General features: G+C 61.1%; 23 protein-coding genes. 2 read left to right on the top strand and 21 right to left on the bottom strand.

Annotated features, from left to right (window positions below):
* From HNE_RS03745 to HNE_RS17775, 6 genes are all read right to left on the bottom strand, one after another.
* Nucleotides 1–357, bottom strand: coding sequence for a hypothetical protein (locus HNE_RS03745; protein WP_011645779.1), 357 nt, complete (start codon nucleotides 355–357; stop codon nucleotides 1–3).
* A gap of 71 nt (nucleotides 358–428) precedes the next feature.
* Nucleotides 429–797 (bottom strand): hypothetical protein, encoded by a 369-nt coding sequence (locus HNE_RS03740; RefSeq protein ID WP_035590117.1) that lies wholly within the window; start codon nucleotides 795–797, stop codon nucleotides 429–431.
* A gap of 78 nt (nucleotides 798–875) precedes the next feature.
* Nucleotides 876–1,280 carry a hypothetical protein gene (locus tag HNE_RS03735; protein ID WP_011645777.1) on the bottom strand — a complete coding sequence of 135 codons (405 nt, stop codon included), beginning with the start codon at nucleotides 1,278–1,280 and terminating at the stop codon, nucleotides 876–878.
* 97 nt (nucleotides 1,281–1,377) lie between these two features.
* The gene (locus HNE_RS03730; RefSeq protein ID WP_233351995.1) at nucleotides 1,378–1,728 is read right to left on the bottom strand and encodes a DUF1491 family protein; all 351 of its coding nucleotides are present in this window, start codon (nucleotides 1,726–1,728) and stop codon (nucleotides 1,378–1,380) included.
* 27 nt (nucleotides 1,729–1,755) lie between these two features.
* Nucleotides 1,756–2,067 carry a hypothetical protein gene (locus HNE_RS03725; RefSeq protein WP_011645775.1) on the bottom strand — a complete coding sequence of 104 codons (312 nt, stop codon included), beginning with the start codon at nucleotides 2,065–2,067 and terminating at the stop codon, nucleotides 1,756–1,758.
* Between the two features lie 91 nt (nucleotides 2,068–2,158).
* Entirely contained in the window at nucleotides 2,159–3,622 is a 1,464-nt protein-coding gene (locus HNE_RS17775; protein WP_233351994.1) for a sensor histidine kinase, read from the bottom strand.
* Nucleotides 3,623–3,926: 304 nt separating this feature from the next.
* Here HNE_RS17775 and HNE_RS03715 point away from each other — a divergent pair, with 304 nt between their 5' ends.
* Together HNE_RS03715 and HNE_RS03710 are read left to right on the top strand one after the other, a co-directional pair.
* Entirely contained in the window at nucleotides 3,927–4,901 is a 975-nt protein-coding gene (locus HNE_RS03715; RefSeq protein WP_041298769.1) for a hypothetical protein, read from the top strand.
* An 86-nt stretch (nucleotides 4,902–4,987) separates the two neighbouring features.
* The gene (locus HNE_RS03710) at nucleotides 4,988–5,407 is read left to right on the top strand and encodes a SufE family protein (protein ID WP_011645772.1); all 420 of its coding nucleotides are present in this window, start codon (nucleotides 4,988–4,990) and stop codon (nucleotides 5,405–5,407) included.
* 6 nt (nucleotides 5,408–5,413) lie between these two features.
* Here HNE_RS03710 and HNE_RS18515 read toward each other — a convergent pair whose 3' ends face one another.
* The 15 genes from HNE_RS18515 to HNE_RS03635 all read right to left on the bottom strand — a co-directional run bounded on the left by HNE_RS18515 (nucleotide 5,414) and on the right by HNE_RS03635 (nucleotide 17,045).
* Nucleotides 5,414–5,797 (bottom strand): hypothetical protein, encoded by a 384-nt coding sequence (locus tag HNE_RS18515; RefSeq protein ID WP_156950302.1) that lies wholly within the window; start codon nucleotides 5,795–5,797, stop codon nucleotides 5,414–5,416.
* A gap of 296 nt (nucleotides 5,798–6,093) precedes the next feature.
* Complete coding sequence (locus HNE_RS03700; RefSeq protein ID WP_011645769.1) at nucleotides 6,094–6,438, bottom strand: helix-turn-helix domain-containing protein; 345 nt, start codon at nucleotides 6,436–6,438, stop codon at nucleotides 6,094–6,096.
* Between the two features lie 101 nt (nucleotides 6,439–6,539).
* Nucleotides 6,540–7,040, bottom strand: a complete 501-nt coding sequence (locus HNE_RS03695) for a PAS domain-containing protein (RefSeq protein ID WP_011645768.1) — start codon at nucleotides 7,038–7,040, stop codon at nucleotides 6,540–6,542.
* A 147-nt stretch (nucleotides 7,041–7,187) separates the two neighbouring features.
* Nucleotides 7,188–7,601, bottom strand: coding sequence for a MucR family transcriptional regulator (locus tag HNE_RS03690; protein ID WP_011645767.1), 414 nt, complete (start codon nucleotides 7,599–7,601; stop codon nucleotides 7,188–7,190).
* 170 nt (nucleotides 7,602–7,771) lie between these two features.
* The gene (locus HNE_RS03685; protein ID WP_011645766.1) at nucleotides 7,772–9,547 is read right to left on the bottom strand and encodes a Na(+)/H(+) antiporter subunit D; all 1,776 of its coding nucleotides are present in this window, start codon (nucleotides 9,545–9,547) and stop codon (nucleotides 7,772–7,774) included.
* Nucleotides 9,547–9,990 (bottom strand): hypothetical protein, encoded by a 444-nt coding sequence (locus HNE_RS03680; RefSeq protein ID WP_011645765.1) that lies wholly within the window; start codon nucleotides 9,988–9,990, stop codon nucleotides 9,547–9,549. The genes HNE_RS03685 and HNE_RS03680 overlap by 1 nt, the downstream gene beginning before the upstream one ends.
* Entirely contained in the window at nucleotides 9,987–11,495 is a 1,509-nt protein-coding gene (locus tag HNE_RS03675) for a proton-conducting transporter membrane subunit (RefSeq protein WP_011645764.1), read from the bottom strand. The genes HNE_RS03680 and HNE_RS03675 overlap by 4 nt, the downstream gene beginning before the upstream one ends.
* Nucleotides 11,492–13,030: a monovalent cation/H+ antiporter subunit D family protein gene (locus tag HNE_RS03670; protein WP_049755014.1), complete on the bottom strand. Its 1,539-nt coding sequence runs from the start codon at nucleotides 13,028–13,030 to the stop codon at nucleotides 11,492–11,494. Before HNE_RS03670 ends, HNE_RS03675 begins: the two co-directional genes overlap by 4 nt.
* Nucleotides 13,027–13,527, bottom strand: a complete 501-nt coding sequence (locus tag HNE_RS03665; RefSeq protein WP_011645762.1) for a cation:proton antiporter subunit C — start codon at nucleotides 13,525–13,527, stop codon at nucleotides 13,027–13,029. Before HNE_RS03665 ends, HNE_RS03670 begins: the two co-directional genes overlap by 4 nt.
* 4 nt (nucleotides 13,528–13,531) lie before the next feature.
* Nucleotides 13,532–13,984: a Na(+)/H(+) antiporter subunit B gene (locus HNE_RS03660; RefSeq protein WP_011645761.1), complete on the bottom strand. Its 453-nt coding sequence runs from the start codon at nucleotides 13,982–13,984 to the stop codon at nucleotides 13,532–13,534.
* Nucleotides 13,984–14,601, bottom strand: coding sequence for a DUF4040 domain-containing protein (locus tag HNE_RS03655; protein WP_011645760.1), 618 nt, complete (start codon nucleotides 14,599–14,601; stop codon nucleotides 13,984–13,986). The genes HNE_RS03660 and HNE_RS03655 overlap by 1 nt, the downstream gene beginning before the upstream one ends.
* Nucleotides 14,598–14,966 carry a monovalent cation/H(+) antiporter subunit G gene (gene mnhG / locus HNE_RS03650; RefSeq protein ID WP_011645759.1) on the bottom strand — a complete coding sequence of 123 codons (369 nt, stop codon included), beginning with the start codon at nucleotides 14,964–14,966 and terminating at the stop codon, nucleotides 14,598–14,600. Before mnhG ends, HNE_RS03655 begins: the two co-directional genes overlap by 4 nt.
* A gap of 1 nt (nucleotide 14,967) precedes the next feature.
* The gene (locus tag HNE_RS03645; protein ID WP_011645758.1) at nucleotides 14,968–15,264 is read right to left on the bottom strand and encodes a monovalent cation/H+ antiporter complex subunit F; all 297 of its coding nucleotides are present in this window, start codon (nucleotides 15,262–15,264) and stop codon (nucleotides 14,968–14,970) included.
* Nucleotides 15,264–15,716, bottom strand: a complete 453-nt coding sequence (locus tag HNE_RS03640; RefSeq protein WP_233351993.1) for a Na+/H+ antiporter subunit E — start codon at nucleotides 15,714–15,716, stop codon at nucleotides 15,264–15,266. The genes HNE_RS03645 and HNE_RS03640 overlap by 1 nt, the downstream gene beginning before the upstream one ends.
* A 126-nt stretch (nucleotides 15,717–15,842) precedes the next feature.
* A complete protein-coding gene (locus HNE_RS03635) occupies nucleotides 15,843–17,045 on the bottom strand; it encodes a DUF2336 domain-containing protein (RefSeq protein WP_035590127.1) in 1,203 nt (400 codons plus the stop codon).
* Nucleotides 17,046–17,049 lie beyond the last annotated feature (4 nt).

Genomic DNA, 17,049 nt, shown 5'->3' with positions numbered 1-17,049 from the left:
TTAGCGATCACTCCAGTAATCAAGCGCCCAAGACAAATCCGGCATTTGTCCATCAGCGACTACTGGCATTGAATCTTCCAGCCGGGCACGCTGCAGCTCAGATTCATCGTCATTGATCCAATGTGCGAATTCGTCGGTCATCCATGACCTTGGGGTGACCCCAGCTCGCACGAAGAGCTGCCGCACAAATTCCTCGGCTATTTGCCGTCCCCACGCCAGCGCGGCGTCCGAGTTGGCGGCTGAAATCCAAACAGCCCAAGTCGACTCGTCATCCCAGCCATTGCGCTCATTCCGGACATGCTCGCCCGGGCTTTCAAAGCCGAACATGAATAGAAAGGTGGTTTCTGCGCTCGCCATCCGTTCGCTGTACGGTCGTATCGGGGTGTCTGCAATCGGCGACTTCCTGCCGTTCGGCTTGCGGATCGGCTCTAAGCAGCCCGCGTCCAGAAGGCGCTGGTGTCGCTGCCGCGGCCCTCGGCAAAGCGGGTGCGCACGGCGGCGAGAATGGCTTCGGGCAGGATGGTCAGGCGCGCTTCGGCCACGCGGCCGTCATGCACCGGGAACAGCGCGGCGTTGGCGCCGGTCTTGGCAATGATTAGCGCGGCCAGGTCGTCCACCATGGTCTGGTCGGGAACCTGCCCGCGATCATGCAGTGCCTGCAGGCGTCCGCGCGCCAGCTCCATCGCTTCGCGGGGACGCAAGCCCTGCACATCACCGCCAAACACGGCTTCGCGGATGAGGAGCCGCATTTCCGGCGCCTCGATCTCGGTCACGATGTCATTGAGTAGGAACAGCATTGCCGCCCAAGCCCCCGTTGATCCCAGCAGGGCTCAAATTGGGGGCTTAGGGTAAACAGGCCGTTTATAACGCTGGCTTCAGCGGTTTAGTTTCAGCCCAAGTTCCTCAATCAGCACGCCGGTGCGCGCGTTTGCACCACAGGCGCCTTCATGTGCGTCAATCGCGGTCATCAGTTCAGCTTCGGCTGCGTCCCATTCGGGCTGACGATCGGTCCAGGCGAGTTCCGCCTTGCGGATGGCGGCCTTGTAGCCGTCAAGCTCAGCCTGACGGGCGGGCGTGTTGCCCTGGGCGTCAATTTCGCGGCGCAGTTCGCTGCGGCCCGCTTCGCCGTCTTCGAACTGGGTCTGGACGGCCATGCGCTCATTGTTGGCGCTTTTCACGGCAAGGCCGGCCTTGTTCACATCGGCCACATAGGATTCGCAGGCAAAGGCAGCGGGCGCGACGATCAGCGCGGCCATCGCGCAGGCAATAAACAGTTTCATGGACTCTCTCCTCCTGAGGTTTCAGAAGGATGCCTCTCTCATCAGAAGATGGCCAGATTACAGTCGCATCAGGCTTGCGCCGGAAAAGGGGCGGCGTTCAAGGCGCAGCCTCCTCCACCGCCTCTGTAAGGAAATGGCGCCCTTCGCGGTCCTCGATTTCGATGATCCAGAGGTCGCTGTCGCGGGCCTTTGCGCGGCGGACGTATTCGTCCACGGCGCGCTCATCCGGGCCAATGCCCTGGACGGCCAGATTGAGGAAGATGCGCTCGCCCTCAAGGTTCATGGAGGGCACATAGGCGGCCGCTGTGCCATCAAGGCGCGCGACCTTGATCAGCACATCGCCGCGTTCATCATCGCCGTGTTGAAGAACGAACGCGCTGGCGCCGGCAAGGCTTGCCCGGCGGATCAGCGCGTCCGTCCATAGTCTGGCTGGCAGGCGGTCCATCATGGCTTCAGATGTCCCGCCTCAAGCCTGTTAATTGGCGCCGCCAAAAGCACAGGTCATGCCGGTGCTCATCATCGCGCTCATGATTTTCGTCTGTTCTTCAGCCGGCAGGCTTTCGATGGCTTCGCCGCCCTTTTCTTCTCCCTGCGCCATAGCCTTGGCGACAGTGTTGAAGGTTTTCGGGTCCAGGCTTTCTTCCAGGCCATCGGCAATGCAGTTGCACATTTCCGCTTCTTCGCCCGCATCCGTGCAGGATTTCACCATCGATGCCTTGGCGCCGCCGGTGCCACCGCATGCCGTGAGTGCAAACGCGAAGGCGCCTGCCACAATTGCCATTCTCATCTGAGATTCCCCTTGGCTGATAATAACCCCGCGAGGGTTACATGCTTCGCCAGACGAGGCCACAGGTTTTTGGAAAGCGCCTGACGGCGGCCTATTCGGCGGCTTCGTCGAGCGGCAACAGATCCGCTTCACTGGCGCGGGGCAGAATGACTTCGGCTTTGGTGCCCCGTCCTGGCTTGGAGGTGAGGCGCAGTTCGCCGCCATGCAGCTCGGCGAAGCGGCGCACGACCGAGAGGCCAAGGCCCGTGCCGGGCTTTGCGCCGGTTGCCTGCTCGAAGGGCAGCGTCATGCGCGCCAGATCGGCCGCAGGAATGCCCGCGCCCCGGTCCTGCACGCTGAGGATGGCCGCGCCCCCTTCAATGCGGGTTTCGAGCGTTACGGTCTTGCCGCTGCCCGAATACTTGATCGCGTTGGAGACGAGGTTCTGCCAGATCTGGCGCACGGCGCGGGCATCTGCCTCGGCCCATGCCTCCCCCTGCGCCTTCAGCTTCAGCGTGACCCCGGCGCGGTCTGCATGGCCCGTCAGCTGGCGGATGACCGACTCGGCAGAGGCGGCAAGATCGACCGGCTCCGGGTCGAGCCGCGGCTGGCCAGCTTCAGAGCGCGCCAGATCGAGGATGTCATCGACGAGGAGCAAGAGGTCTGTGCCGCTTTCGTGGATGATCGAGGGATAGTCTGCATAGACTTCCGGCATCGGGCCCATCAGCTCGGCCTGCATGATCTCGGCATAGCCCAGGATCGCATGCAGCGGTGTGCGCAGATCGTGACCCAGCGAAGCGAAGAAGGCAGTGCGTTTTTTCAGCTCGGTCTCAAACGCCGTGCGGGCATCTTCGGCGGGGTCGGCCACGGTCTCCGGCGGCGCAAACAGAACGATTGCAGAGCCAGCTGAGCCTGTCTCTGCCGTTATCAAAACCCTCTGACCGGACACCAGGGTGGCCTCGCCCGTCACCCGCCCATCGGCAATGCCGAAATTTTCCGGCAGGCCGTCCGGCGCGAACAATGCAGCAAGCGCGGCGCCGGGGCGGAATGCAGGGAGGGCGAAGCTGTCGCCCGCGACGGCCCGCAAGCGTCCCTCAAGGGTCACGTCGAGCAACGCAACGCCCGCTTCAGGCATCTGGGGCAGAGGCGCGCGTATAGGGGCTGTAGGAGCTGTCTGGCTGGAGTTCTCCGGCGGGAGGCGCTCACTACGCTCGAGGACCGGTTGGAGTTTTTCCGCCATTCCGGAATGGACCAGCATCCAGATCATCAGTGCCGATACGACGAGTCCGGAGAAGGCGAACGGGACGGACAAGGCGCCAGCCCAGGGGGCGGGCGCCGGTAACCAGCCCAGACCGCCCGCCACTAACGCCATGAACAGGGCCAGCGCAGCAAACACGCCCGCCTCAGCGGCCATCCGGCGCGCGCCAGCGAGAAGCCCTGCCAGCGGCGCGGCAAGAAGCAGTACGGTTAACGGCGAACCGCCCCCGCCACTGAGAATCAGGCCCGCCAGCGCGATCAGGGTCCAGGAAATTACTACAAGCCCCCGCCAGGGCGAATCACCCGCCGGGAGTGCCATTCCAGCCAGTCCGGGAAGGATCGCGGTAACCATAATCGCGAGCAACGGCCACAGAGGCGCACCCGCGATCAGGCCCGCAAGGCCGCTGCCGCCGCACATAGCGAGCCAGGCAACGTGAACAAACTGTAATCGCTTCTGCGACATGCGGGGGTCCAAGCGTTAACACCCCAGAGAGATTTATTAGGCATTTTCAGCCCGAACGAGCACCTGCTGTATTTGTAATGTCGCAAACAGACAAGGTGAGGTTCCCCCGTCAGGGAAGTTAAGGCATCACTATCGCGTGTCGCGTGAGGGAGAGAGAAACATGGCTGCATTGCGAGTGTTCGCTGCGGTTCTGGCAGTAGCCGGGCTTACCGGGGTTTCAACGGCTCAGGGCAAGGACCCGGTTTCCGAGAAAGCCGCCGTTTACATGACCTACCAGTCCGATGCGGACGAAGTAGGCGATAAACCATTCAAATCGCCGAGCGACATTGATGCCGCTCTCGAAACGCTGGGGGCCTATAACGCCGATCAGCTGACGCGGGGCTGGATTTCCTATTCCGCCCTCGTGGCATCACAAGATCCCGACTTCCGCGCAAATGTGCGCGACATTGAAGCGTTCTATGGCCGCGACCGCGTCATCGGCAGCTTTGCCAGCGGTGGGGGCTATGCCCGTTCGCTGAAAGGCGGCGACGACGCCGTCGGCACGGCCATTGCGGTGACGGATGAAGACCTCGCCCGCCTCTATTCCAACGCGGCCATCGTCAAGGAACAGGGCTATTCCCTGCAAGGCTATGGCTGGGCAAAGTCGCGCATCCGGAATGGTGGCCAGCGCGCGGACGCCGTCAAACTGCTTCAGGGCAAAGGCCAGTCGGCCGACAATCTTATTCTCGCCGCGCTCGTGACGCCTGCCGGCGCTGTACCGCTTTCCGAAACGAATGCTGCCGGCGTTACCACGGCGGTCGTGGCGGCATCCGACGTTGCCACCGCCGTCAAGCTGCCTACCTTCCTGACCGGGGGTTTCACCGGCGGCAAGAAGAAGGTGAAGTTCGGCAAGGAGCCCGTGGCCAATCAGATCGCATCTGTCGCCGCGCTCCGCATTCTGGGCGCCGACGCTGTTGAAGATGCCAAACTCAGCCGCGTGATGCTCGAGCCGAGCGTCCAAAGCTGCATGAAGATGCAGAACCTGCAGCTTCAGGGCTGTGTTGCCGGTGTAGGCCAGGAATTCGAAGTTCCTCACTGCATCAGCCAGCATGCCCTTTCGGAAATCGCAGACTGTCTCGGCGCGGTCTACAAATAGACCCAGCCTGAAAAGCATCTCTCTCCACCCCGGCGTGACACCGCGCCGGGGTTTATTTTTTGCCCAGCTTACCCCAGATGTCCGCCATGAGCATTCAAGACGCCGCTGCCGATATCCGTGAAGAGTTCTCCTGGCTGGATGACTGGGAGGCGCGGTATGCCCACATCATTGATCTTGGGAAGAACAATACGCCCCTGGAAGCTGCGGAGCGGACCGAAGAAACGCGGGTGCGGGGCTGCGCTTCTCAGGTTTGGATGGTGACCGATATTTCGGATGGGCAGATCAGCCTGCGCGCCGAATCCGACGCCATGATCGTTTCCGGACTGATTGCCCTGCTCGTGCGCCTCTATTCCGGCGCCGCCCTCAAAGATGCTGTCGAATTCGATGCCGAGAACCTGCTGGATGACATCGGCGTCAAAGGCGCCCTGACAGCGCAGCGATCGAATGGGCTAGCCTCGATGCTGGCACGCATTCGCCGGGATGCAGGCGCGGCCCTCGCAAGTTAATCCCCTTCACGCCCGCCGCCGTGGGACGGCAAGGTCATAGGCGCGCGCAAGAGTTCTGAGTGCAGCGAGCGCGGCGCCTTGAGCTTCGTGAACCTTATGTCCGCTTTCCCGCGCGAAGACCTGTTCCGCCGCGCCATCAACCAGAAGGCATTCCAGTTGCCGAAACAGGTTGAGCCCGATTGCCGACTCCAGAGCAGCCAGCCGGCCGAGGGCCACTTCCGGATCGGCGCTGGCCGGTTGCCCCGCGCGGCGCAGAGGCAATTCCGGACTGGCCGCAGCCAGTCTTACATCAGCAAGGAAACGCTGCGCGGCCGCCTTCAGGCGCACCCTTTCACCGGGTTCAGATGCTGCTGATGCGCCATGGCTGACGGTCGTTGCATACAATGACACAGGCTTGCGAGACGCCCCAGGCCGCACAAGATGAGCCGGGGGCGGGAGGCGGTTTTCTGCCGGCGCAGCATGCAGACAGCTGGCGATAAAACGGCCGGGCCTGTCCGGATCCGGCCGAACAATCCCTTCTGACTGAAGGCGGCGCGCGATTAAGGGCGTGATTTGTCCAGCGGCCTTCATGCGCGCATCCTGGCTGCGATAGGCGCGCCAGTGACTGCCCGCGGCGACCAACATGCCGCCTGATGCCAGCACACGGAGAACCTGCGCCTCACTGAGCGGCCGCAGATTTGCCCCGCTCATGCCGTGGCCTCCGCAACGCCCAATAACGCGACGGACCGCAAGCCGCTGGAGAGCTGTTCGAGCCATGTGTCGAAGTCAGGATCTTCCCGATAGTCTTCGATGATGCGGCAGGCATGAGAAACGGTCGACCGGTCTCGGCCGAAAGCACGGGCGACGCGAGAAAGGCTCATCCCACAGCCGGTATGTGTCAGATACATCGCGATATGCCGGGCACGGGCGTGCACCGGGTTTCCACGCTCAACGGACAGAACTGCCTCTGATTTCAGGCCAAGCGCATACGCCACCAGGGCGCCTGCCAGGTAGGCCCTGTCTTCATCTCTCTGGGGATTGAACTCCGCCATTCACCACTCCTCTTCGGGTTATGGCGAAACCATACCCGAGATGGAGAGGTGTAGGATAACTTTCCTATTTCAGCAAGCAACTGGCCTGAAAACGTTGGGGATCAGGCGGCGTAGCGTGGCTTGGGATGTTGGATAAGGCCGGCATCCTTCTGGACCGGGCGCAGCATGCGACGGCTGGGCAACAGCTCGTCATGGCAAAGAACCTGGTTGAGTTGGCCATCATCGCCCGCCAGAGGCAGCCGCAGCCAGGCGTGAATGCGTCCGCCGATTTCGATCACGCCGCCAACAGGCTCGCCCCGCTCCAGCGCGGCAGACAAACCCAGTGCGTAGCATTCGCCGTGCGCTCCGGCGATTTCAGCCAAGCGCATTCCGCGCGCCTCCACCCCGAAGATTTCGCGCAACCGGGACCCGGCAATCCGAAACCGGCTTTCCCCGGCCTCATCAACTTCGACAATGGAAATACAGGCCAGCGCGCTGCGCAGCGCCCCTGGATCTATGTTGTCTCTGGCGACACGGCCTTCGCCATCGCGACGCGATTGCCAGTGCTGAAGCAGCACCTGTTGGGCGTCTGTAACACCCGCAAAAACATTCTGTTGACGCATAACTCGCCACCCCCGCGGTGATTCGTAAGAATCACCTATCGCGCGAGTGGAGTCCCGGATCAAGTCAAAAAGAAGGATTTCATTAACACAGGTTAGCGGAATATTTCGTTTCGATACTGAAACGACATGCTTTCTCTATCTGTATTCTTAGCGTTCTTGCCGGCCCAGCCCCATTTTCTTGGCCAATTTTGACCGCTGCGCAGAGTAACCTGGAGCAACCATTGGATAGTCTGCGGGCAGCCCCCACTTCTCCCGATACTCATCCGGAGACATGTCATATTTCGATCTGAGGTGACGCTTGAGGGATTTGAACTTCAGGCCGTCTTCCAGACAAATCAGATAGTCATGGTGAATGGATTTTTTCACGGTGACGGCGGGTTTTTGCTTCTCCGCCTCTGGCACTGGCCCTCCAAGGTCCAACAAGGAGCGGTGAACATTGCGAATCAGATCTGGCAATTCAGAGGTCTGAACCGCGTTATTCCGCACGTAAGCGGCCACTATTTCTGTAGCATATACAACGAAATCGCTCGATCTTACCGATGCGTTCTCTTCTTCAGACATACCCAGCACCCCGTCTATTACTTGCTGAGCGTATGTCACCTCTGGCGAACGTCAAATACAGAAATTTTGAGACTGGCCGTCCGGCCCTCAACATTGAGGCTTTATTGCATCACTGCATCAGCGCCGGTCCCCGGAAACCGGCCAGCAAATCGCGCTGGCCGGCCGGATTGTCAGCTCGACAGAAAGGAAAGCAGCAGAACCGCAGCCAGAAGAACCGCAGTCCACACCGCTGCGCCGCCGGACAGGCCGCCACGCGCCAGGTCGCCGCGCGGACTGAAAGCCGATTCCAGCCGTTTGTAGGCCCTGTCAGAGACGCGCCCGAACATCGCCGAGATCGCAGGCCCCATCTTGCCCCAAACCGTGCCCGACCATTGAACGAACCCGTAGCCAGCCTTCCGGTAGAGCCAGTCTGTATCGAGAATGGTGCCGGGCTTCTCCGCCGGGTACAGCGCGAAGCGTTTGAGTAGGATGAAGGCGAACGTGGCGAGCACGAGGAGCTGCATCTGCGTGAGAATGTGTTCCAGCGTGAAGGGCTGATAACTCGACGCCTCTATCGGATACGGCAGCAGGCTGTAGAGCCATTGATAGCCAAAGCCGGGGATCACCGCAGGCATGCCGACCGCAATACACAGGAACGCCGCCATGCCCATAGCAAGCAGCATGTTGAAGGGCGCTTCCTTCACCCGCTTGCCGCTGTCGTGGCCGAAGAAGGCAAAGTACGGGATCTTGATGCCCGAGTGTTCGAGCACGCCCGCAGAGGCAAACAGCAACATCAACCAGACCACGACCATGCCGGCATCGGACACGCCTTCATAGGCAACCGCGCTCATCGTCAGGGATTTGGCGACAAAACCAGAGAAGAGCGGGAAGGCCGAAATCGACAGACCACCAATGATGCAGAACAGCGTCGTCCACGGCATGGAGCGATAAAGCCCGCCCAGCTCAGAGGCTTTGGTCGTGCCAGTCCGGTAGAGGACCGCGCCCATGCTCATGAATAGCAGCGCCTTGTAGATGATGTGCGCGAAGGCGTGCGCGCTGGCGCCGTTCAGCGCCAGAGGATTGCCCACACCAACTGCCCCGACGCCGATGGCGCAGATCATGAAGCCGACCTGGTTATTCAGCGAATACGCAAGAACCCGGCGCAGATCATTCTCGATGACGGCGAAGAAGACCGGGAAGATAGTCATGATCGCGCCGATCCAGATCAGCGCATCGAAACCTGGAAACAGGCGCGCGAAGCCATAGACCGCGAGCTTGGTTGTAAAGGCCGAGAGGACCACGGCGCCGACCACGGATGACTTGGGATAGGAATCCTGCAGCCAGTTATGCATGAACGGAAACGCTGCCTTGATGCCCAGTGCGATGAAAATGTAGATCGCGCCGGGATCGCTGAAGCTCTGGAAGGCCTCAAGCGAGAGCGTTCCATTGTAGCGCCAGACATAAGAAAGGCCGTCGAGCAGGATCACGCCTGACAGGATCTGGATCACCAGATAGCGCATGGACGCAAAATACGCCGCGCGGGTGCCCGCCTGCAGGATCAGGAAGACCGACGTGATGGCGGTAAGCTCCCAGAAAACGAACAGCGTCATCAGGTCGCCGGAGAACGACGCAGAGACTGCTGCGCCAGCATAGGCGAGCGCCATGCCGTCCTGGCGCGGGTTGTTCGTATGCAGGGCGTAGATCGCGTTCAGCAGCGAGGCGATCAGGAAGGCCAGACCGAAAATGAAGTTCAGGCTGTCGACGCGGTAGAAGCTGAAGGTGATGTCCAGCGCTTCTGCGGTCAGCAGGTCCACCTCATGCGGCGCCATTACAAGCATGGCGATCGCGAGGATCGGCGTTCCGACCGTCAGGGTCTGACGCACCTTGCGGTATGGGAGAACCAGGGCGACGAGACCCACAAGGATCATCAGCCAGCCGGGATTGAGGGCTGCAAGCCAGGCCGGCATCATTCTTCTCCCACAAAGGCTTTAGGCTCGCCGGCGTTCAGACGGTCAGCAATCGCCGGATCAATGTCTGCCGGCGGTCCACTCAGGTCACCGTAATAGTTTTCATCCCGGCGCAGCAGCCGCCCGAGCGGCCAGCCCATGAGCACAACGAAGGAAAACGCCGCAAAACCCCAGATCGCATAAAAACCAACCGAATTGGCGATGCCGATCTTCTCGTGCCGCGGAATGAACAGGTCGAGCAGGACGAGCAGGAGCGAGAGCCCCGCCATGCCCCAGAAGATGATCCCGCCAATCCCCCTGGCTTCAGTCCAACCGAACAGGACCCGCGACATGGGGTGTACACCGTCCTCGGGTGTGCGGCTCATGGCGTTGACCTTCTCGGCGGCCGTTTTCACAAAGCGGCCCGAATTATCCCGGACCGGAGGGGTCGTGTCGTTGCTCATGGCAGCGCGGCCTCCTGAACTGTGGTTGTGGCCGCATTTATGGCGGGCGAGAGGAAGTCACCGATCGGATCAATGAGCAGGAATAGGATCAGACAGAGGAACGCCGTGAACACGGGCGCCGCAACGGTCAGCGCAGGCGCCCCGCCCGGCCGCTTGAATTCCTTCACAGGCTCTTCCGGCCCAGGCGGCATCAGCCCCAGAATCGCAATCGGCAACAGGTAGGCAATGTTCAACACCGACGATGCGATCAGGATGAACGGCACCCAGTCTGCCCCGCGGTCGATTGCGCCCTGCATCAGCTCATATTTCGGCCAGTCACCAGCAAATGGCGGCACTCCGATAATGGACAGAGACGCCATGAAGAAGGCGACAAAGACCCAAGGCATCTTGCGGCCGAGACCGCGCATGTCTGAGATGTTGGTGAGGCCCGTGGCCACGTAGATTGCGCCCGCGCACATGAACAGCGTGATCTTGGCCACCGCGTGCGCCGCGATCTGCAACGATCCGCCCATGAAACCGGCCTTGTCAGCCAGCATCGCGCCGAGCGTGACATAGGCCAGCTGGGCGATGGTCGAATAGGCAAGGCGTGCCTTCAGATTGTCTTTGGTCAACGCAATCAGCGAGGCCACGACAATGGTGATACAGGCCACATCCATCAGGAATTCACGCGAGGGCGTGGCGTTCAGAAGGTCCGCCCCAAAGATATACATCGACACTTTGAGGACGGTGAACACACCCGCCTTCACAACCGCCACGGCGTGCAGGAGCGCCGATACGGGCGTTGGCGCGACCATCGCGTTGGGTAGCCAGAAATGGAACGGCATCAGCGCCGCCTTGCCGATCCCGAAGACAAACAGGAGCAACAGGGCGCTGGCAACAGCCGGTGAAATCTCGACATTGGCGAGCAGGCCGCCGTCAACGAAATCCAGGCGCTGGCCCGCTACGACCCAGGTCCACATGATCGCGGTCAGGAAGAGGCCAATCGATGTGCCGAGCAGCGTCAGCAGATAGATACGCGCGCCGCGCTGGGCCGCCGCATCGCCCTTATGGGCCACCAGCGGATAGGTCGACAGGGTCAGCACTTCATAGAAAATGAACAGCGTGAACAGGTTGCCTGCCGTCGCCACGCCCATGGCGCCGCAGATGGCGATGGCAAAGCAAATGTAGAAGCGCGTCTGGTTACGCTCGCGGTTCCCGCGCATGTAGCCGATGGAATAGAACGAGTTCACGATCCACAGGCCGCTGGCCACGATCGCGAACAGAGCGCCAAGGGGCTCAACCTTGAAAGCGATCGCCAGGCCCGGCGCTGCCTGCCCGACAAAGAGCTCAGGCCGGGCGCCCGAAGACACCATCATGACAAGCTGCACGACCAGCACAAACAGCGCGATCGAGCCGAGGATCGTCACGCCCTCACGAATATTCGGGAACTTGCCCGTCGCGGCGATGCCTGCCGCAATCAGCAGCGGCAGAACAAGGATCGAGGCAATGAGGGTTTCCGGGTTCATCGGAACGCCTCCAGTCCGAGGGCAGCCACTGCGCCGTCCTGGGCAAGTCCCAGCGGGAAGTCAGCGGCGATGCCGAAATAAAGGTTGGCGAGCGCAAGTATCCAGAGCGGCACAAGGATGAGAAGTGGCGCCTCCTTGTGGATCTTGCTTGGATTATCGGGCGGCTGGAAGAAGGCTGCCTGCAGGATGCGGCCGACATAGAACACGGCCAGGAAGCTGGAGAACACAACCAGCAGCACAGCCCACCACCAGCCTTCGGCAAACAGCGCGTAACCGAGCTGAAGCTTTGACATGAACCCGGCCGTCAGCGGTACGCCGATCAGTGAGAGGCCCGCGATGGCAAAGGCCGTCATGGTCCACGGCGCCGTGCGACCCAGACCGGCGAAATCGCGGATCGTGGTGCCTTTATGGGTCATGACGATGCCGGCGATCGCCATGAACAGCGCGCCTTTCATGAGGGCGTGGTTGAAGAGATGCAGGAGACCGGCCGCGACGCCGGGCGCAGTGGCCAGCGATACACCGAGCAGCATGTAGCCAACCTGCGCCACCGAGGAATAGGCCAGCGTGCGCCGAACATCCGTCTGGAACACAGCCTGAAAGCTGCAGATCACCATCGCCGCAATGCCGAGCGGGGCAAGTATCCAGGAGAAGCTGGCAAGCTCGAAAGTGTAATCCGGCCGGAAGATCGTGAACAGGAACCGGATCATCGCATAGATCGCGACCTTGGTGGCGGTCGCCGACAGGAACACCGTCACGAAGCTCGGGCCATAGGAATAGGCGTTGGGCAGCCACTGGTGAAGCGGCCACATGGCAGCCTTCAAGCCGAGACCGACGATGATGAAGGCAAAACCGACCTGTACCGAGCGGCTATCGGTCAGCGCGGGCAGGCGGTCGGCGATGTCGGCCATGTTGAGCGTGCCGGTGGCCGCATAAAGGAAGCCGATGCCGATAATGTAAAAGCTCGCCCCGAGCGTTCCCATGATCAGATAGTTGAAAGCCGCAGGCAGCGCGCGGCGATCCCGCCGGGCGCCCATGGCAACCATCACATATGTCGCCAGCGAGCTGATCTCGAGGAATACGAAGAGGTTGAAGGCGTCCCCGGTCGAGGCAACGCCCAGCAAACCGGCAAGGCAAAGCAGGAACGCGGCGTAGAACATGCCGAGCTTGTTATGATTGCCAAGCTCCGACGAAATCGTTGGCCAGGAAAACACGGACGCCAGAAAGCCTATGCCCGTTACCAGCAGAAGGATCATCGCATTGAGCGCATCGGTCCGGAATTCGATCCCGATCGGCGGGGGCCACCGGCCGATCTCATAGGACAGGATGCCCGTCGGCGAAGACTGAACGAGGCCCAGCGTGACTATGGCGAGGTAAAAAGAGACTGCAGTGGTCGCCATAGCGAGCAGCCAGGCCAGCCGGCCACTGGGCAGGATCGCCACCAAAGGCGCAATCAGCATTGGAATTGCCACCAGCAATACCGGCGCATGCGCCAACGCCCAGGCGGGCGCAGAAGTCAGCACAGATTCGAGCATCATGCCGAAGCCTCATTGATGTCTTTGGCTGCTTCGAGTTCCTGAGCGAGCGCGGTCTCCATATCGATTTCGCGGACCTCATCGGCTTCGATTGTGCCATAGGCTTCGCGGATACGGACAATCAGCGCCAGGCCGAGCGAGAGGGTGGCAACCCCCACCACGATCGCCGTGAGCATCAGGACATGCGGCAGCGGATTGGAATAAACATGGTGCAGGTCGGCGAACCGCTCACCGCCCGCTGCGACCAGCGCGTCGGCACCCGGCGCAGCAGCATGGCCAGCGCCATAACTTGCCGGCGTGTCGGCCGGCAGCAGGATGGGCGCAGTGCCCCCGTTCACCTTGCCCAAAGACACGTAGAACAGGCAGATCGTCGTCTGGAAGATCGACAGGCCGACAAGCCGCTTAATCAGGTTTTCCGCCGAGAACGCAATAAAGAGACCGATCATCATCAGGCCGATGATCGCCCAGTATCCGGCGCGCTCGAGAACAAATTCGACCATGGCCTTACCAGTCCTCGTCGCGAATTTCGCCTACGCGCCCGGCCAGCGCATAGAAGATGGTGATCATGGCGCCGGTCACGGCAAACAGAACACCGAGCTCTACAATGATGATGCCGGCATGCTGGCCGTCATGACCTCCGGGCGGCTCTCCAAACAGCGCCTGATATTCCAGGAAAAGACCGCCCTGGATCATCGACCAGAAACCGACCCCGACATAGATCAGCACACCGACGGCCGCGAGCGTCCGGGCGAAGACCGGCGGAACGGCGCGCATGGTGGGGGCAAGACCAAATGTCAGCGAGTTCAGGATGATCGCAACCGCGAGCACCACACCGGCCTGAAACGCCCCACCCGGCCCGACTTCCCCGTGAAACTGGACATAAAAGCCGTAGATCACGATGAGCGGAATGAAACACTTGCCGATGACGCGCAAAATCACGTGATGATCGCCCTTCATTATGCGTCGCCCTCCTTGCCTTTTCCGCTGCGCTTCTTCGTGTTGCGCAGCGTTTCGGCCAGGGAGCGTTCTCCAAATCCAAGCAGCATGGCGACAGCCAGGCCCGCGACGAAGACCACAACCGTTTCTCCCATCGTGTCGAACCCGCGATAGCTCGCCAGCACCGATGTCACGACGTTTGGAACCCCGGTATCGTACCAGTTGACATGTACATAGGTCATGCCGGCGCCGGTATTGGCAGGCGAATTGGGATCACCGAGCCCCGGCAGATCGACCGAAGCGTAGATCAGCATGACGGCGACCGCGCCGCAGATCAGCAAGGGGCCAAGGCGCTTGAAAGGCTTGTCGGGCTTTGCCGTCCGCGCGGTCAGAAGCATTGCGCCGAGCAGAACCGCTGTCGACATGCCCGCGCCGACCGCAGCCTCGGTATACCCCACATCGACTGCATCAACGGCAATGTACCATGCCGCGGAAACAACCGAGTAGACACCCGACAGCATCACGATCGCAAAAAGGCTGCGCAGCCGCGCAATGGCAATGGCGACAATGAACAGGATCGCCAGAAGCGCGATGTTGATCAGGGCCGGTCCCGCATCAGTGGTGAACAGCTCTCTCATGCCTCATCCTCCGGGGTATCCGCGCCAATGCGCCCGATCCGGGGCTGAAGCCCGGCCACATGGGCGGCATTGGCCAGCGCATGACTGCCTGTGGGGCTGGTCAGGAACAGGAATATGAAAATGCACAGCAGCTTCACCAGCACGAGCCAGTGAGGCGCCATCAGAGCCATGCCGATGAGGACCAGCGCTGCGCCGGACGTGTCCGTGATGCTGGCCGCGTGAAGGCGGGTGTAAAAATCGGGAAAGCGCAGCACGCCAATCGCGCTGACTACGCACAGCAGCGCGCCGGCAAGACACGCTGCGGCGCCTAGCGGATGGCGAACAATATCCCAGAAATTTCCGAGGTTTGCGAGAAAATCACCCATCCTACTCGCCCTTCTTGGCCGTATCCGGGCGCCGCGCCAGCGGCACCTGGAACGAGCGGTAACGGAAGAATTTCAGGATCGCGATCGTCGTGACGAAGTTGATCAACGTGTAGAGCATGGCGATGTCGAGAAAGTCGGGCCGGCCCATCACGTAGCCAAGCAGCCCGATCACCAGGACAGTCTTTGTGCCGATGGCGTTTACCGCGAGGATACGGTCATAGAGCGTAGGCCCGATGAGAACGCGCACAAGCAGAAGGCCCATCCCGATAAGGATGGCGATCAGGGCGGCAGCCGTCATCAGCGCATCTCCTTGGGGTCGCACGCAGCGGCGCAGCGCGTGTCCATTTCGATGAAACCTTCAGGCTCGGTGTTGTTCTCGTAAAGCCCGTGCACCAGCAATTTGTCGCCTTCGATCTCCACAGTCACCGTACCCGGCGTCATCGTGATCGAATTTGCGAACGTTACCTTTGCCAGGTCGCTCTTGCAGGTCGTCTTCACTTTGGCGAGCGTTGGCGTGATGTCGAGGTCGGCCCGCAGGCAGGCCCGGATCACGATCCAGTTCGACTTCACGACCTCGACCGCCAGCCAGGGGTAATATTTCAGGAGCTGCGGCAGGCGCACATAGGGCGCGCCCTCCCGGTCGATAATGTCCAACCGGTAGGCAAGTATCATCGTTAGCAGCACAGAAATGCCGCCAAAACCGAGCATCAATGGCTTATAATGACCCGAATTGCCGAGCCAGAAAGCCACCAAGGCCGCCAGTAATCCCAAGAAATACGCCACAGCGCCCCTCAGCTCCGAACGATCTAGTTTGGTGAATGCCCCACCTAAAGGCCAGAAAGGTGATTGGGAAGCCTGTTTGCCCCGAAAAAGACACTAGCGCCCGAAGACGAGGCGAGCGGTGCGCTGAGCTGTCGAGAATTCAGCCTCTTCATTGGCTGGTTCGCCCAATGACTGCGCGTGACGTAGCGCCGCAGGCGAGTAAGCGGAGGACAAAGCCCAGTTCCAATAGCGCAAGGTGGTCTGCGCCTTGAGTACGGAGAGAACTTCGAACGTCTCTGAGACAATCAGAAACTGCGGATGCGCGACTCCAGGCTCCAGATCCAGTGGCCGGTTTAGCGCTGTCCAGAGCATTCCCAGATATTCGCGCTTGAGACCTGTAGCCTTACACAGAACTGCCAATGCCTCACCGCCCGGATCAGAGAGGATCTTGGCGGCGGTTACCGGCTTGATGCCGGACAGGTATCCGATCTCCTGCGCAACCTTCGCGTCCATTCCGGACGCAGCCGCCGCCTGAACGGCGCTTTCGAGACTGTCATAGGGACTGCGCTCAATGGCGGCGCGATTGCGCTGGCGCCGCTCAATCAGCTGCAACGCCTTGCGGGCAACCGGGTCCTGCCAGCCTTCGGCCGCTGCGAGTTCGAACACGTCCGAGCACAGGGTTATCATCTCCTGACGCTCTGCCGCATGGCGGGTCAATATCTTGCGGCGGGTGACCGCATCCGCCCACCAGAACATCGCCATGGCATGGGAGGGTTTGATCTCGATCCGGTCCACCAGCAGCAGACAATAGCTCGGCTCGTCCCTGGAAGCGGCAATCAGCTTATCCATGGTGGTTTCGGCAAACACGGCCGTGCGATTGGCCAGAATTTCACGCACGACATGCGGCTCGGAGACATCTGCCAGCACGGCCGTTACAGCCGCCGACAGATTCCGGCGCCGCGCGATTGTCAGACGGTGCTCAGGGGTGGTCTGGCGAATGATCTCTGCAAGATCGCAGTCATCAAACGCATCGCTCTCCTCCAGCAGAGGCCGGGCAACCTGAAAGTTCGACTGAGCCAGATAGCGCAGAAGCCGACGGGGCGCTTCGCGGCTGCCTGCCAACCGGTTTGCGCACATAAGCCGCTCGCGCTCGCCGGCATGAAACAGCATGTCGAGCAGAATATCGCCCGCCATCTGGCGGTCTTGCGGCGGTATTCGCGATGCGGGCATGGACACAACATCCAGAATACGCCGAAGCAGCGCATCCTGAGCCGCGCCCGATGGCGCGCTCTTCATGGAGTCTATTGCGTCAGCCATGCGC

Origin of the sequence: Hyphomonas neptunium ATCC 15444, assembly GCF_000013025.1 — a bacterium.
Lineage (GTDB): Bacteria > Pseudomonadota > Alphaproteobacteria > Caulobacterales > Hyphomonadaceae > Hyphomonas > Hyphomonas neptunia.
This window is presented reverse-complemented; position numbering and strand designations above follow the sequence as displayed.

Excerpts from the sequence above, each read along its gene's own strand:
- HNE_RS03670 (WP_049755014.1), bottom strand. The coding sequence starts at position 13,030 with ATGATGCTCGAATCTGTGCTGACTTCTGCGCCCGCCTGGGCGTTGGCG.
- HNE_RS03730 (WP_233351995.1), bottom strand. The coding sequence starts at position 1,728 with ATGATGGACCGCCTGCCAGCCAGACTATGGACGGACGCGCTGATCCGC.
- HNE_RS03725 (WP_011645775.1), bottom strand. The coding sequence starts at position 2,067 with ATGAGAATGGCAATTGTGGCAGGCGCCTTCGCGTTTGCACTCACGGCA.
- mnhG (WP_011645759.1), bottom strand. The coding sequence starts at position 14,966 with ATGGGTGATTTTCTCGCAAACCTCGGAAATTTCTGGGATATTGTTCGC.
- HNE_RS03735 (WP_011645777.1), bottom strand. The coding sequence starts at position 1,280 with ATGAAACTGTTTATTGCCTGCGCGATGGCCGCGCTGATCGTCGCGCCC.
- HNE_RS03700 (WP_011645769.1), bottom strand. The coding sequence starts at position 6,438 with ATGGCGGAGTTCAATCCCCAGAGAGATGAAGACAGGGCCTACCTGGCA.
- HNE_RS17775 (WP_233351994.1), bottom strand. The coding sequence starts at position 3,622 with ATGGCACTCCCGGCGGGTGATTCGCCCTGGCGGGGGCTTGTAGTAATT.
- HNE_RS03740 (WP_035590117.1), bottom strand. The coding sequence starts at position 797 with ATGCTGTTCCTACTCAATGACATCGTGACCGAGATCGAGGCGCCGGAA.
- HNE_RS03715 (WP_041298769.1), top strand. The coding sequence starts at position 3,927 with ATGGCTGCATTGCGAGTGTTCGCTGCGGTTCTGGCAGTAGCCGGGCTT.
- HNE_RS03665 (WP_011645762.1), bottom strand. The coding sequence starts at position 13,527 with ATGGTCGAATTTGTTCTCGAGCGCGCCGGATACTGGGCGATCATCGGC.
- HNE_RS03645 (WP_011645758.1), bottom strand. The coding sequence starts at position 15,264 with ATGACGGCTGCCGCCCTGATCGCCATCCTTATCGGGATGGGCCTTCTG.
- HNE_RS03695 (WP_011645768.1), bottom strand. The coding sequence starts at position 7,040 with ATGCGTCAACAGAATGTTTTTGCGGGTGTTACAGACGCCCAACAGGTG.
- HNE_RS03745 (WP_011645779.1), bottom strand. The coding sequence starts at position 357 with ATGGCGAGCGCAGAAACCACCTTTCTATTCATGTTCGGCTTTGAAAGC.
- HNE_RS03655 (WP_011645760.1), bottom strand. The coding sequence starts at position 14,601 with ATGAGAGAGCTGTTCACCACTGATGCGGGACCGGCCCTGATCAACATC.
- HNE_RS03675 (WP_011645764.1), bottom strand. The coding sequence starts at position 11,495 with ATGAACCCGGAAACCCTCATTGCCTCGATCCTTGTTCTGCCGCTGCTG.
- HNE_RS03660 (WP_011645761.1), bottom strand. The coding sequence starts at position 13,984 with ATGAAGGGCGATCATCACGTGATTTTGCGCGTCATCGGCAAGTGTTTC.
- HNE_RS03680 (WP_011645765.1), bottom strand. The coding sequence starts at position 9,990 with ATGAGCAACGACACGACCCCTCCGGTCCGGGATAATTCGGGCCGCTTT.
- HNE_RS03690 (WP_011645767.1), bottom strand. The coding sequence starts at position 7,601 with ATGTCTGAAGAAGAGAACGCATCGGTAAGATCGAGCGATTTCGTTGTA.
- HNE_RS03710 (WP_011645772.1), top strand. The coding sequence starts at position 4,988 with ATGAGCATTCAAGACGCCGCTGCCGATATCCGTGAAGAGTTCTCCTGG.
- HNE_RS03635 (WP_035590127.1), bottom strand. The coding sequence starts at position 17,045 with ATGGCTGACGCAATAGACTCCATGAAGAGCGCGCCATCGGGCGCGGCT.
- HNE_RS03685 (WP_011645766.1), bottom strand. The coding sequence starts at position 9,547 with ATGCCGGCCTGGCTTGCAGCCCTCAATCCCGGCTGGCTGATGATCCTT.